The sequence below is a fragment of the Streptomyces apocyni genome (assembly GCF_009739465.1).
In the GTDB taxonomy this organism is placed as follows: Bacteria; Actinomycetota; Actinomycetes; order Streptomycetales; family Streptomycetaceae; genus Streptomyces; species Streptomyces apocyni.
On the sequence record NZ_WHOM01000035.1, the window covers coordinates 58,904 to 72,108 of the forward strand.

A 13,205-nucleotide genomic window follows, 5' to 3' on the forward strand; every position below is an offset into this window, starting at 1 on the left:
TTCAGACCTGTGGCCGGAGCCGGGCGGCGTCGGCTGGGCCCTGGCCTTCGCGGGTTCCGGCCAGCAGGACACTGCCTTCACGCCACTTCTCCCAGCTCATGTTCCAGTCTCCGTAGCCGTTGCCGAAGGTCGGCATCGTCTCGCCAGCGCTGTTGATGGTCTTGACGATGTCCCCTTGGCGCACGGTGTTGTAGAACCAGGCGGCGTTGCCGGTGCCCATGCCGACGCAGCCGTGGCTGACGTTGGCGCCACCGTGGGAGCCGGCGGACCAGGGCGCGGCGTGCACGTATTCACCGCTGTGGGTGACCCGGGTCGCGTAGTAGACCGGCAGGTCGTACGAGTCGGCGCTGCTGGTGGGGATGCCGATGCTGGTGCCCCGCATCCGGACGAAGTACTCCTTTCCCAGCACGATTTTGACGCCGTTTCTGGTGGAATAGCCGGGTTTGCCGGTGGTGACCGGGATGGAGTTGATCTGCTCGCCGTTGCGGTAGACCGTCATCCAGTGCGCTGAGGCGTTCACCACTGCCTCGATCTTGTCGCCTGTCTTCAGTCTCAGCGGCTTGGTCGCGGTACCCCTGAGCTTGTCGTTCACCTTGATGCCCGCGAGGCGGGAGGTGGCCTCGATGGTCGCCCGCGCCGGCCAGTACTCCTTGGGCCGGTAGTGCAGGGTCTCGTCGTCCGCCCAGTGCCAGGCGCCCTCGACGGCGGGGGTGGACCGCACGGTCAGGGCGCGCTCCACGACGGCCCTGGCCTGCTTGCCCTTGACTGGGGCGCTGAGCTTCGCCGTGACGGGCTGTCCGACGCCGTAGGTGCCCGCCTGTGGGCCGAACTCGACCTTGAGGGCCTTCGCCTTGGCCTCGCCGGTCTCGAACGTCAGCGCCTTGTGTCCAGGGGCGCCGTCGCTGTCCTCGGTGCTGACCTTCACCTCGTAGCGGGTGTTCGCGGCCAGCGGCGCGGTGCTGTGCCAGCGCGCGCCGTCGGCGGACAGTTCTCCCGCGACATAGCGGCCCGCCGCGTCGGTCGCCGTCACATCGGTGATGCGCGCGTCCTCGCCCTGGGCGGTCACCTCCAGCGCCTGGTCCGGGTTCATCTTCTTTTTGCCGACGGACCCGTTGAAGGCGATCTGCCCCGCCGCGTCATAGGGCTTGGAGGAGAGCGGATGGCTGCTGGAGCCGCAGGCCGTGGCCCCCGCGCCGCCGGCGACCACCAACAGCGTGCAGCTCAGTATCGTGTGGATTCGCGGTGAGTGGCTCATAACCACACGCTAGGAAGCCGCGTCAATTACGGCGCGCGGAGTGACCCGTATGAGGGGTAGTGGTTACGTCAAACGAGGGGGCCCGGACTCTCCTTCACGGAGTGTCCGGGCCCCTCGGGGTCCTGCGTGTGCTAGCGAGCCGTTCCGCTCACCGGCTTTGGCTCACCGGCTTCGGCTCACTGGTTCTGGTTCTCGCCGCGGTAGTACTCGAAGACCCAGCCCCAGAGCCCGATCAGGAGCAGCGGGGCGGAGAAGTACAGCAGCCACCAGCCGAAGACGACGCCCATGAAGGCGAACGCGCCACCAATGGCCAGCACGAGCGGCTGCCAGCTGTGCGGCGAGAAGAACCCCACCTCGCCGGCCTCGTCCGCGACATCGGCTTCCTTGTTGTCCTGCGCCATCGCGTCGACCCGCCGGGCCGTGAAGGCCAGGTAGAAGCCGATCATGATGCACAGGCCGAAGGCCATGAAGAGCGCCGCCGTGCCCACCGGCTCCTTCGACCACCAGCCGTAGACACCGGCCATGATCAGGATGAAGACGCTCAGCCAGATGAACATCGTTCCCTGGATCTTCACTTCTCGCCCTCCTTGTCAGCCGCGATGGCGCTGGCGCCGTGACCGGCATGACCAAGCTGCTCAAGCGCGGTGATCTCCGGGTGGTGGAGATCGAACGCCGGAGACTCACTGCGGATACGCGGCAGGGTAAGGAAGTTGTGCCGCGGCGGCGGGCAGGACGTGGCCCACTCGAGTGAGCGGCCGTAGCCCCACGGGTCGTCGACCTCGATCTTCTTGCCGTACCTGGCCGTCTTCCAGACGTTGTAGAGGAACGGCAGCATCGACAGACCGAGCAGGAAGGAGCTGATCGTGGAGATGGTGTTCAGCGCCGTGAACCCGTCCGCGTCCAGGTAGTCCGCGTAACGCCGCGGCATGCCCTCGGCACCCAGCCAGTGCTGCACCAGGAAGGTGCCGTGGAAGCCCACGAACAGCGTCCAGAAGGTGATCTTGCCGAGCCGCTCGTCCAGCATCTTGCCGGTGAACTTCGGCCACCAGAAGTGGAAGCCGGAGAACATCGCGAAGACCACGGTGCCGAAGATGACGTAGTGGAAGTGCGCGACGACGAAGTACGAGTCGGAGACGTGGAAGTCCATCGGGGGCGAGGCCAGGATGACGCCGGTCAGACCACCGAAGGTGAAGGTGATCAGGAAGCCGACAGCCCAGAGCATCGGGTTCTCGAAGGACAGACTGCCCTTCCACATGGTGCCGATCCAGTTGAAGAACTTCACACCGGTGGGCACCGCGATCAGGAAGGTCATGAAGGAGAAGAACGGCAACAGCACGCCGCCGGTGACGTACATGTGGTGCGCCCACACCGTCACGGACAGACCGGCGATCGCGATGGTCGCGGCGATCAGACCGATGTAGCCGAACATCGGCTTACGCGAGAAGACCGGAATGACTTCGGAAATGATGCCGAAGAACGGCAACGCGATGATGTACACCTCTGGATGGCCGAAGAACCAGAAGAGGTGTTGCCACAGCAGAGCGCCGCCGTTGGCTGGATTGAAGATCTGTGCGCCGAACTGGCGGTCCGCCTCCAGGGCGAACAGCGCGGCGGCCAGCACCGGGAAGGCGAGCAGGACCAGCACACCGGTCAGCAGCACGTTCCAGGTGAAGATCGGCATCCGGAACATCGTCATGCCGGGAGCGCGCATGCAGATGATGGTGGTGATGAAGTTGACCGAGCCGAGGATCGTGCCGAAGCCGGAGAAGGCCAGACCCATGATCCACATGTCGGCGCCGATACCCGGCGAGCGGACCGCGTCCGACAGCGGGGAGTAGGCGAACCAGCCGAAGTTGGCCGCGCCTTCCGGGGTGAGGAAACCCGCCACCGCGATCAGCGAGCCGAAGAGGTACAGCCAGTACGCGAACATGTTCAGCCGCGGGAACGCCACGTCGGGCGCGCCGATCTGCAGCGGCATGATCCAGTTCGCGAAGCCGGCGAACAGCGGTGTCGCGAACATCAGCAGCATCACGGTGCCGTGCATCGTGAACGCCTGGTTGAACTGCTCGTTCGACATGATCTGCGTGCCGGGACGGGCCAGCTCGGCGCGCATGAAGAGCGCCATCAGGCCGCCGACACAGAAGAACACGAACGACGTGATCAGGTACAGCGAGCCGATGGTCTTGTGGTCAGTGCTGGTAAGCCACTTCACCACCACATTGCCGGGCTGCTTGCGCCGTACGGGCAACTCGTCCTCGTACGAGTCGTCGGCTACGGCGGCACCCTGGGGTTCGTTGAGGATGCTCACAGTTGGTTCTTCTCCGCGTTCCTGGCCGGGTCCGTCTGCTCAATGCCCGACGGGATGTAGCCGGTCTGCCCCTTGTCCGCCAGCTCCCTGAGGTGCTGCTGGTAGCGCTCCGGGGAGACGACCTTGACGTTGAACAGCATCCGGGAGTGGTCGACGCCGCAGAGCTCGGCGCACTTGCCCAGGAAGGTGCCCTCCTTGTTGGGGGTCACCTCGAAGGCGTTGGTGTGGCCCGGGATGACGTCCTGCTTCATCAGGAACGGCACCACCCAGAAGGAGTGGATGACGTCACGAGAGGTCAGGATGAACCGGACCTTCTCGCCCTTGGGCAGCCAGAGCGTCGGCCCCGGGTTGCCGGTCTGCGGGTTCCGCTCGCCGGGCGTACCGGCCACGTAGACACCGCCGGCGTTGTCCGGGAAGTCTTCCTTGTACCGGTCCGGGATGGCCGCCAGTTCCTTGCTGGTCTTGGCGTCACCCTCGTCGGAGCCGGGTACGTCCTCGATGTAGTTGAAGCCCCAGCTCCACTGGTAGCCGACGACGTTGATGGTGTGCGCCGGCTTGTCCTCCAGTGCGAGGAGCTTCGACTCGTCGCGGGCGGTGAAGTAGAACAACACCGACACGATGATGAGCGGAACCACGGTGTACAGCGCCTCGATGGGCATGTTGTACCGGGTCTGCGGAGGTACCTCGACCTTGGTGCGGCTGCGCCGGTGGAAGATGACGCTCCACAGGATCAGTCCCCACACCAGCACGCCCGTGGCGAGCGCAGCCGCCCACGAGCCCTGCCAGAGGGACAGAATCCGCGGGGCCTCTTCTGTTACCGGCGTTGGCATACCAAGGCGGGGGAAGTCCTTGTATGTGCAACCGGTCGCGGTCGCGAGGATCAGGCCCGCAGTCAGCACCTGCGGCAGCTTCCGCCGCATCGGGCGCCGCGACGAGCGGTCGGAGCCGTTGGGACTCACGTAGCGCCTTCCCGAGAGTCTCGCCCGCTCGACCGGGCTCGTCCGTGTAGCTGGTCGGGCTCCGGCCCGTACACGGGCAGGGGTTTGGATGTTTATGCGGACCAAACCCTACTGGACTCCATTTGGGGTCGCGCGGGGAGGGTCCCCAACGCGCCGTGGCACTCCCCAAAGGGGTGGCCTGATCGTTCGGAGAACGGCTCCGGACCCCCGAATTGCGCCCCCCACCAGGCAACTGACGCCCTCTGAGGTGATGCCGACGAGGCGGTACCGAGTGCCCGTCGGCCCGGGCGCGGCGTTAGCGTGGCCAGGTGCCCTACTTCGACGCCGCGTCCTCCGCCCCGCTGCACCCCGTCGCCCGGCAGGCCCTGCAGGCCTCACTCGACGAGGGGTGGGCCGATCCGTCCCGGCTGTACCGCGAGGGACGGCGGGCCAGGATGCTGCTGGACGCGGCCCGGGAGGCGGCGGCGGAGGCGGTGGGCTGCCGCCCCGACGAGCTGGTCTTCACCTCTTCCGGGACGCGCGCGGTGCACTCCGGGATCGCGGGCGCGCTCGCCGGACGTCGGCGTGTCGGCACCGGCCTGGTGGTGTCCGCGGTCGAGCACTCGTCGGTGCTCCATTCGGCGGCGCTCCACCGTGAGCGGGGCGGATCGGTGACCGAGGTGCCGGTGGACCGTACGGGCCGGGTCGACGTCTCGGCGTACCGGGCGGCGCTGGGCGAGGGGACCGCGCTGGCCTGTCTGCAGTCCGCCAACCACGAGGTGGGTACCGAGCAGCCGGTCGCCGAGGTGGCCTCGGCGTGCCGGGTGGCCGGGGTACCGCTTCTGGTGGACGCGGCCCAGTCGTTGCCGTGGGGTCCGGTGGACGGCGACTGGTCGCTGCTCACCGGAAGTGCCCACAAATGGGGCGGACCGGCAGGAGTCGGTCTGCTCGTCGTCCGCAAGGGGGTGCGGTTCGCGCCGCAGGGACCGGCGGACGAGCGGGAGTCGGGGCGCGCCCCGGGCTTCGAGAACATTCCCTCGATCGTGGCGGCGGCGGCCGCGCTGCGGGCGGTGCGCGCCGAGGCGGCCCAGGAGGCGGGGCGGCTGCGCGAGTTGACCGAGCTGCTGCGCGGCCGGGTACCCGAGCTGGTGCCGGACACGGAGGTGGTGGGCGATCCGGAGCGGCGGCTGCCGCACCTGGTGACGTTCTCGTGTCTCTATGTCGACGGGGAGACCCTGCTGCACGAGCTGGACCGCGCGGGCTTCTCGGTGTCCTCCGGCTCGTCGTGCACCAGCTCGACCCTGACGCCCAGCCATGTGCTGCGGGCGATGGGGGTGCTGAGCGAGGGGAACGTCCGGGTGTCCCTGCCGACAGGCACCCCGACGGACGACGTCGACCGCTTTCTGCGGGTGCTGCCGGAGGCGGTGTCCGCCGTACGGGCGAGGCTGGGGGCGCCACGGGCGGCGGCCGAGCCCGGAGAGGTCGGCTCGCTGGTCGTCGACTCGCTGGGCAAGCGATGCCCGATCCCGGTGATCGAGCTGGCCAAGGTGATCGGCGATGTGCCGGTCGGCGGGACGGTGACGGTCCTCTCGGACGACGAGGCGGCGCGGCTGGACATCCCCGCGTGGTGCGAGATGCGGGGCCAGGAGTACGTCGGCGAGGAACCGGCGGACCGAGGCCGTGCCTATGTGGTCCGCCGGGTCTCGTAGCGCCCGTCAGCAGGGGCGTCTGGCCGGACGCCCCTGTCTGGCCTAGGCCAGGTGCTCCGTGACCTCGGCCGCGGCGTCGAAGCCGTACGCCTTGGTGAAGCGGTCCATGAAGTGGGCACGGCGCAGGGTGTACTCCTGGGTGCCCATGGTCTCGATGACCAGCGTCGCGAGCATGCAGCCGAGCTGCGCCGCCCGCTCGTGGCTGACGCCCCAGCCCAGGCCGCACAGGAAGCCCGCGCGGAAGGCGTCGCCGACGCCGGTCGGGTCGACCTTGGCCTCCTCCTGCGGGCAGCCGACCTCGATCGAGGGCTCACCGGCGCGCTCGATGCGGACACCGCGCGAGCCGAGCGTGGTGACCCGGTGGCCGACGCGGCCCAGGATCTCCTCGTCGCTCCAGCCGGTCTTGGACTCGATGAGCCCCTTCTCGTACTCGTTGGAGAAGAGGTACGTGGCGCCGTCGAGGAGGGTACGGATCTCGTCGCCCTTCATCCGCGCGATCTGCTGCGAGAAGTCGGCGGCGAACGGGATGGAGCGGGTGCGGCACTCCTCGGTGTGGCGCAGCATCGCCTCCGGGTCGTCCGCGCCGATCAGGACGAGGTCCAGGCCGCCGACCCGGTCGGCCACGGCCTTCAGCTCGATCAGGCGGGCCTCGCTCATCGCGCCCGTGTAGAAGGAGCCGATCTGGTTGTGGTCGGCGTCCGTGGTGCAGACGAAGCGGGCGGTGTGCAGCACCTCGGAGATGCGTACGGACTCGGTGTCCACGCCGTGCCGGTCGAGCCAGGCGCGGTACTCGTCGAAGTCGGACCCGGCGGCGCCCACCAGGATCGGGTTTCCGCCGAGCTGCCCCATGCCGAAGCAGATGTTGGGGCCGACGCCTCCCCGCCGTACGTCGAGGTTGTCCACCAGGAAGGACAGCGAGACCGTGTGCAACTGGTCGGCGACCAGCTGGTCGGCAAAGCGACCAGGGAAGGTCATCAGGTGGTCGGTGGCGATGGAGCCGGTGACAGCGATTCGCACGGCTTTAGTCTCCTGCGGAAGGCAGCGGGGGAGATTGACACCTCACGCTACCCGCTTTGGGCCGATGGATTGAATGGCGAAAACTACCCGATAGTAGACCTTCTTTGTCGGGGCGAGGCGTGCGTACGGTGCAGATATGTCGAAGCACACCGTGATCGTGGAGCCCGGCGACCTCAGTCTCGAGCAGCTGCGGGGTGACTGCGCGCGGATGGCGCCCCACTGGACGGCGCCCGCCCGGACCGCTCCCGCACCCGTGCCGCCCTCCCTGATCCATGGCATCGTCGTGCCGCCTCACTCGGCGAAGCTGCTGGACTCCCTGTCGGACTACGGGGACTGAACGTCGGATTACGGGGAGCGCTACGGGACTGAATCCGGGGCGCTCGAAGGGGAACCGCGCGCTCCCTCGCTTCGTCTCATCGTCGCTCCCTCTTCGGGGGGATGCCGGATACGGCATGAGACGGCGGCAGGTGAAGGAGCGATGCGGTGAGCACCGAGGGGCCCCAGCGACCGGAGCAACCCGAGCGACCCGAGCACGATGACGTACCCGCCCGGCGGCGGTTCCCGCTGGTCGTCACCTCGGTCGCGGCCGCGGTGCTGCTGGCCGGTGGCGGTGGGGCGTACCTCGCGACGAGCGCCTCAGGCGGCGGCGACGGCGACCGCGCGGGCTCCGGCGGCCCGAGCGCCGACGCTTCCCCGCCCCCGCTCGACCTGGACGGTCACACGGAGGGCGGTACGGAGCCGGACGCGCCCGGTATCGCGCCGGGTGAGCCCGACCCGAGCGGTGCCCGGTACCGGCTGGGCGACAAGGTGACCGACGGGCTCGATGAGCCCGACGCGGCGCCGGTGTACCGGCCGCGCGGCGAGGTCACCAAGGACCAGGTGGCGCGGCTCGCGGCGGCCCTGAAGGTCAAGGGCACCCCGCGGCTCGACGGCACCGCCTGGAAGGTCGGACCGGTGAAGGGCGGCTCCGGGCATGAGCTACAGGTGCACAAGCAGGCGCCGGGCAGCTGGACGTACACGCAGTACTTCTCGGGTGAATGCCCTGCCCGCGCCCCGTGCGCGCCCGTGGGCGGGCAGGGTCTCGGGAGTCAGATCGGCCCGCTGAGCGAGGAGGAGGCGAAGGCCGCGGCCCGGCCCCTGCTGAAGGCGATCGGCCAGGATGACGCCAAGCTGGACGCCCGGCAGACGCAGGGGCGGATTCGGGTGGTGAACGCCGATCCGGTGGTCGGCGGGCTGCCTACGCACGGCTGGTCGACCAGTGTCCAGGTCAGCCGGTCGGGTGCGCTGGTCGGCGCCAGCGGCCAGTTGGCGGACCTGACGAAGGGGGCTACGTACCCCGTACTCGGTGTGGAGGAGACGCTCAAGCGGCTGAACGCACCGGCGAAGGGGGCGGCCAGCCGGGGCGCCATCGCCGGATGCGCCAGCGCCGTACCGCACGACGGCGACAAGGAGCCGCTGGACCAGCAGGCGCCGTGCGAGCCGGGCTCCGACATGCCGGTACAGCCGAAGCCCACCACGGTGCCTGTGCGGGACGCCGTATTCGGGCTCGCGGCGCACTTCGAGCGTGGACGGCAGGTGCTGGTGCCGTCGTGGCTGTTCACGGTGAAGCCGTACGGCACCGAGGAGGCCGTCACGATCACGCACCCCGCGGTGGACCCGGCGCACCTGAAGGCACCCGCCACCGCGAAGCCCACACCGGAACCGGAGCACCGGAGCCAGGCGATCGAGGCGTACAGCGCGGACGGCAAGACGCTGACGCTGCACTTCTGGGGCGGCGTGTGCTCCACGTACTCCGCGTCGGCCGAGGAGCGCGGTGACCGGGTGGTGGTCAAGATCACCGAGACGCGGCAGGACCCGGGCCGGGTCTGCATCCTGATCGCCAAGGAGCTCACCGAGCCGGTGACCCTGGACAAACCGCTGGGCGACCGCGAGGTGGTCGACGAGGACGGCGAGCCCGTACGCCGCGCGTAACGCGGGTCTCAGCTACGCAAGAAGCTCCCAGCTACGCAAGAGGCGGCGGCCCCCAGACCAGGCCTGGGGGCCGCCGCCTACGCGTGGAAGCTCAGCGAGAGCTCAGTTGAACGAGTCGCCGCAGGCGCAGGAGCCCGTGGCGTTGGGGTTGTCGATCGTGAAGCCCTGCTTCTCGATGGTGTCGACGAAGTCGATGGAGGCGCCGCCCAGGTACGGAGCGCTCATCCGGTCGGTGACGACCTTGACGCCGTCGAAGTCCTTGACGACATCGCCGTCGAGCGAGCGCTCGTCGAAGAACAGCTGGTAACGCAGGCCGGAGCAGCCGCCCGGCTGTACGGCGACGCGCAGCGCCAGGTCCTCGCGGCCTTCCTGGTCGAGCAGGGCCTTGACCTTCGCCGCGGCGGCGTCAGACAGGAGAATGCCGTCGCTGACAGTGGTCTTCTCGTCCGATACGGACATCTGCTTCTCTCCCGGGTTGTTCGGACTGCTTGCCGACGGCTGTAACCGTCGGGGCCGCGGATTCATTCCGGGCCAGTGGCTGGCGGGCCGGACTCGCGGTGCCTCGTGCTGCCCCTTCATGCTCGCACACCCGCGCGGCGGCGGGCCGCGTCCGGTCGACCGGGAATGCGTCACATCGACATGATGGCCATCGTCAATCTGACGTGAAGCAGTTATGATAGATAGCGTCATTTCGACGAGAAGGCTCGTGCAGTACCCGCATCACCGCAGTACCTCCGCAGTTTCTCCGTAGAACAGAAAGGGTGCGTGTCGTGACCACCGCCCAATCCCCCGTGGATCTTGGCGTCCAGCCGACGCCTCTCGCCCTGCTGCTGCTCGGCCGCGACGCCGACCCCAGGAGCGAGCGCGGCGTGGAGTGCCCCGGCGACCTGCCGTCGCCCTCCGACCCGGATCTCGTGGCGCGCGCCCGCGCGGCCAAGGAGAAGCTGGGCGACAAGGTCTTCGTGCTCGGCCACCACTACCAGCGCGACGAGGTCATCCAGTTCGCGGACGTCACGGGTGACTCCTTCAAGCTGGCCAAGGACGCGGCGGCCAGGCCGCAGGCCGAGTACATCGTCTTCTGCGGTGTGCACTTCATGGCCGAGTCCGCGGACATCCTGACCACGAGCGACCAGAAGGTCGTCCTGCCGGACCTCGCGGCCGGGTGCTCGATGGCCGACATGGCCACCGCCGAGCAGGTGGCGGAGTGTTGGGACGTACTGACCGAGGCGGGCATAGCCGAGCAGGTGGTGCCCGTCTCGTATATGAACTCCTCCGCCGACATCAAGGCCTTCACCGGCAAGCACGGCGGCACGATCTGCACCTCGTCGAACGCGAAGCGGGCCCTGGACTGGGCCTTCGAGCAGGGGGAGAAGGTCCTCTTCCTGCCGGACCAGCACCTGGGCCGGAACACCGCCGTACGGGACATGGGGATGTCCCTGGACGACTGTGTGCTGTACAACCCGCACAAGCCGAACGGCGGGCTGACCGCCGAGCAGCTGCGGGACGCCAAGATGATCCTGTGGCGCGGCCACTGCTCGGTGCACGGCCGTTTCTCGCTCGACTCGGTCAACGAGGTACGGGAACGGGTTCCCGGGGTGAACGTGCTGGTGCACCCCGAGTGCAAGCACGAGGTCGTGGCGGCCGCGGACTACGTGGGGTCCACGGAGTACATCATCAAGACGCTGGAGGCGGCCCCGGCCGGTTCCAAGTGGGCGATCGGCACCGAGCTCAACCTCGTGCGGCGGCTCGCCAACCGCTTCGCCGCCGAGGGCAAGGAGATCTCCTTCCTCGACAAGACGGTCTGCTTCTGCTCGACGATGAACCGCATCGACCTGCCGCACCTGGTGTGGGCGCTGGAGTCGCTGGCCGAGGGGAACCTGGTCAACCAGATCGAGGTCGACACCGAGACCGAGAGCTTCGCCAAGCTGGCGCTGGAGCGGATGCTGGCGCTTCCCTGACATCCTCGTCGCCCGGGGCCGTCTGGTCCCGGGCGGCAGCGTGTCCGCGGCTGTCCGCGGGCTCAGTCCGCTCGGGGGCGTACCAGGCCCGATTCGTAGGCGATGACGACGAGGCCCGCGCGGTCCCGGGCGCCCAGCTTCGCCATCGCGCGGTTCACATGGGTCTTCACCGTGAGCGGGCTGACGGTGAGCCGCTCGGCGATCTCGTCGTTGGAGTGGCCGCCCGCGACCTGCACCAGCACCTCGCGTTCCCGTACGGTGAGCGCCGCGAGCCGCTCGCCGTGCCGCCCGCCGCCCTCGTCGGCGCCCGCGCCCTGCGCCAGGAACCTGGCGATCAGGCCCCGGGTCGCGACCGGTGAGAGCAGCGCGTCACCCGCCGCGGCGACCCGGATGGCGCTCAGCAGCTCCTGTGGTTCGGAGCCCTTGCCGAGGAACCCGGAGGCCCCGGCGCGCAGTGACTGCACCACGTACTCATCGACCTCGAACGTGGTCAGCATGACCACGCGCACCTGGCTGAGGTCCGGATCCTCGCTGATCATCCGGGTGGCGGTGAGGCCGTCCGTGCCGGGCATCCGGATGTCCATCAGGACGACATCGGCGCGCTCGGACTTCGCCAGCCGTACCGCCTCCGCGCCGTCCGACGCCTCACCGACGACGTCCATGTCGGGCTCCGAGGCGACCAGCACCTTGAAGGCGCTGCGCAGCAACGCCTGATCGTCGGCGAGCAGTACCCGGATCGTCATGTTCTCTCTCCTGTGAGTGCCCGCAGGGGCAGCGTCGCGTGGACCCGGAAACCACCCTGGTAGCGGGGTCCGGCGGTGCAGCTGCCGCCCAGCGCCGAGACCCGCTCGCGCATCCCGAGCAGCCCGTGGCCGCCGCCGTCCGGGGGGCCCTGGAAGCCGGGGCCGTCGTCCAGGACGGTGATCTCGATCTGCCGGCCCACCCGGATGACGCTCACCTCGGCCGTGGCTTCGGCACCCGCGTGCTTCTGGACGTTGGTCAGCGCCTCTTGTATGACGCGGTACGTGGCCAGGTCCACGGAGGCCGGGAGCGGCGTGCCGTCGTCGACGCGTACGACCTCCACCTGGAGCCCGGCGTTACGGAAGGTGTCGAGCAGCTCGCCGAGGCGGGCGAGGCCGGGGGCGGGCTCGGTGGGCGCCTCCGGGTCGCCGCTCTGGCGCAGCAGGCCGACCGTGGAGCGGAGCTCACCGAGCGCCGAGCGGCTGGCCTCGCGTACGTGGGCGAGTGCCTCCTTGGCCTGGTCGGGGCGCTTGTCCATGACGTGCGCGGCGACGCCCGCCTGCACATTGACCAGGGCGATGTGGTGGGCGACCACGTCGTGCAGTTCACGGGCGATCCGCAGCCGCTCCTCCGCGACCCGGCGGCGGGCCTCCTCCTCGCGGGTGCGCTCGGCGCGTTCGGCGCGTTCCCGGATGGCGTCGACGAAGGCGCGGCGGCTGCGTACGGCGTCGCCTCCCGCGGCCGCCATACCGGTCCAGGCGAAGATGCCCAGGTTTTCCTGGGCGTACCAGGGCAGGGGTCCGGAGAGCATGGCGGCGGCGGTGAGGACGGTCATGGTGAGCAGGCCGACTCGCCAGGTGGTGGGACGGTCGGTGCGCGCGGCGACGGTGTAGAGCGCGATGACCGCGCTCATCACGACGGGGGCACGCGGCTCACCGGTGATCAGTTCGACGAGGGAGAGACCGCTGGTGGCGGCCAGGACCACCATCGGGCTACGGCGGCGGAGCACCAGCACCGCGGAGACCAGCACCATCAGCACGACGCTGAGCGCGCCCGGCGCCCGCCCGAAGGTGGGTCCGTACGGCCCGTGCGGCTCCACGAACGAGCCGATCAGCATGCAGACGAACACAGCCGACGCGAGCCCGGAGTCAAAGGCCAGGGGGTGGGCGGTCAACCAGCGGCGGGCCCGCGCGAAGAGCGTCACCAGCACGGCCCGCACCTCTGTGCGCGCCGTGGGGGCTCTGTGTGCTCAGTCAACGGATCGTCGCAATGGCTGGGGGCGAGGTGGCGAGAGCAGCGCCCCCGCCC

12 protein-coding genes are annotated in these 13,205 nt (G+C 69.2%); 4 read left to right on the top strand and 8 right to left on the bottom strand.

Translation table 11 applies throughout. The features are described from left to right. Position 1 precedes the first annotated feature (1 nt). The 4 genes from GCN81_RS03300 to ctaC all read right to left on the bottom strand — a co-directional run bounded on the left by GCN81_RS03300 (position 2) and on the right by ctaC (position 4,522). The gene (locus tag GCN81_RS03300) at positions 2-1,255 is read right to left on the bottom strand and encodes a L,D-transpeptidase (RefSeq protein WP_156721911.1); all 1,254 of its coding nucleotides are present in this window, start codon (positions 1,253-1,255) and stop codon (positions 2-4) included. A gap of 176 nt (positions 1,256-1,431) precedes the next feature. Further along, positions 1,432-1,830 carry a cytochrome c oxidase subunit 4 gene (locus tag GCN81_RS03305; protein WP_156721912.1) on the bottom strand — a complete coding sequence of 133 codons (399 nt, stop codon included), beginning with the start codon at positions 1,828-1,830 and terminating at the stop codon, positions 1,432-1,434. Continuing rightward, entirely contained in the window at positions 1,827-3,563 is a 1,737-nt protein-coding gene (gene ctaD / locus GCN81_RS03310) for an aa3-type cytochrome oxidase subunit I (RefSeq protein ID WP_156721913.1), read from the bottom strand. Before ctaD ends, GCN81_RS03305 begins: the two co-directional genes overlap by 4 nt. Next, the gene (gene ctaC / locus GCN81_RS03315) at positions 3,560-4,522 is read right to left on the bottom strand and encodes an aa3-type cytochrome oxidase subunit II (RefSeq protein WP_156721914.1); all 963 of its coding nucleotides are present in this window, start codon (positions 4,520-4,522) and stop codon (positions 3,560-3,562) included. Before ctaC ends, ctaD begins: the two co-directional genes overlap by 4 nt. A 308-nt stretch (positions 4,523-4,830) precedes the next feature. Between ctaC and GCN81_RS03320 the strand changes: the two genes are divergently transcribed. Further along, positions 4,831-6,210, top strand: coding sequence for a cysteine desulfurase/sulfurtransferase TusA family protein (locus GCN81_RS03320; RefSeq protein ID WP_156721915.1), 1,380 nt, complete (start codon positions 4,831-4,833; stop codon positions 6,208-6,210). A 42-nt stretch (positions 6,211-6,252) separates the two neighbouring features. Here the strand turns inward: GCN81_RS03320 and GCN81_RS03325 are convergent, their stop codons facing one another. Continuing rightward, positions 6,253-7,227 carry a carbohydrate kinase family protein gene (locus tag GCN81_RS03325; RefSeq protein WP_156721916.1) on the bottom strand — a complete coding sequence of 325 codons (975 nt, stop codon included), beginning with the start codon at positions 7,225-7,227 and terminating at the stop codon, positions 6,253-6,255. A 136-nt stretch (positions 7,228-7,363) separates the two neighbouring features. Here GCN81_RS03325 and GCN81_RS03330 point away from each other — a divergent pair, with 136 nt between their 5' ends. Further along, positions 7,364-7,564 carry a hypothetical protein gene (locus tag GCN81_RS03330; protein WP_156721917.1) on the top strand — a complete coding sequence of 67 codons (201 nt, stop codon included), beginning with the start codon at positions 7,364-7,366 and terminating at the stop codon, positions 7,562-7,564. A 146-nt stretch (positions 7,565-7,710) separates the two neighbouring features. Beyond that, on the top strand, positions 7,711-9,198 hold the full coding sequence (locus GCN81_RS03335) for a hypothetical protein (RefSeq protein WP_231626330.1): 1,488 nt from the start codon (positions 7,711-7,713) through the stop codon (positions 9,196-9,198). Between the two features lie 102 nt (positions 9,199-9,300). Here GCN81_RS03335 and GCN81_RS03340 read toward each other — a convergent pair whose 3' ends face one another. Further along, the gene (locus GCN81_RS03340; RefSeq protein ID WP_156721918.1) at positions 9,301-9,657 is read right to left on the bottom strand and encodes a HesB/IscA family protein; all 357 of its coding nucleotides are present in this window, start codon (positions 9,655-9,657) and stop codon (positions 9,301-9,303) included. 302 nt (positions 9,658-9,959) lie between these two features. Here GCN81_RS03340 and nadA point away from each other — a divergent pair, with 302 nt between their 5' ends. After that, positions 9,960-11,156: a quinolinate synthase NadA gene (gene nadA, locus GCN81_RS03345; RefSeq protein ID WP_156721919.1), complete on the top strand. Its 1,197-nt coding sequence runs from the start codon at positions 9,960-9,962 to the stop codon at positions 11,154-11,156. Between the two features lie 62 nt (positions 11,157-11,218). Here nadA and GCN81_RS03350 read toward each other — a convergent pair whose 3' ends face one another. Both GCN81_RS03350 and GCN81_RS03355 read right to left on the bottom strand, forming a co-directional pair. Continuing rightward, positions 11,219-11,899 (bottom strand): response regulator, encoded by a 681-nt coding sequence (locus GCN81_RS03350; protein ID WP_156721920.1) that lies wholly within the window; start codon positions 11,897-11,899, stop codon positions 11,219-11,221. Then, positions 11,896-13,101, bottom strand: a complete 1,206-nt coding sequence (locus tag GCN81_RS03355) for a sensor histidine kinase (protein WP_156721986.1) — start codon at positions 13,099-13,101, stop codon at positions 11,896-11,898. The genes GCN81_RS03350 and GCN81_RS03355 overlap by 4 nt, the downstream gene beginning before the upstream one ends. Between the last annotated feature and the right edge of the window lie 104 nt (positions 13,102-13,205).

Coding starts and splice junctions, on each gene's coding strand:
- GCN81_RS03340 (WP_156721918.1), bottom strand. CDS start 9,657: ATGTCCGTATCGGACGAGAAGACCACTGTCAGCGACGGCATTCTCCTG.
- GCN81_RS03330 (WP_156721917.1), top strand. CDS start 7,364: ATGTCGAAGCACACCGTGATCGTGGAGCCCGGCGACCTCAGTCTCGAG.
- GCN81_RS03350 (WP_156721920.1), bottom strand. CDS start 11,899: ATGACGATCCGGGTACTGCTCGCCGACGATCAGGCGTTGCTGCGCAGC.
- GCN81_RS03300 (WP_156721911.1), bottom strand. CDS start 1,255: ATGAGCCACTCACCGCGAATCCACACGATACTGAGCTGCACGCTGTTG.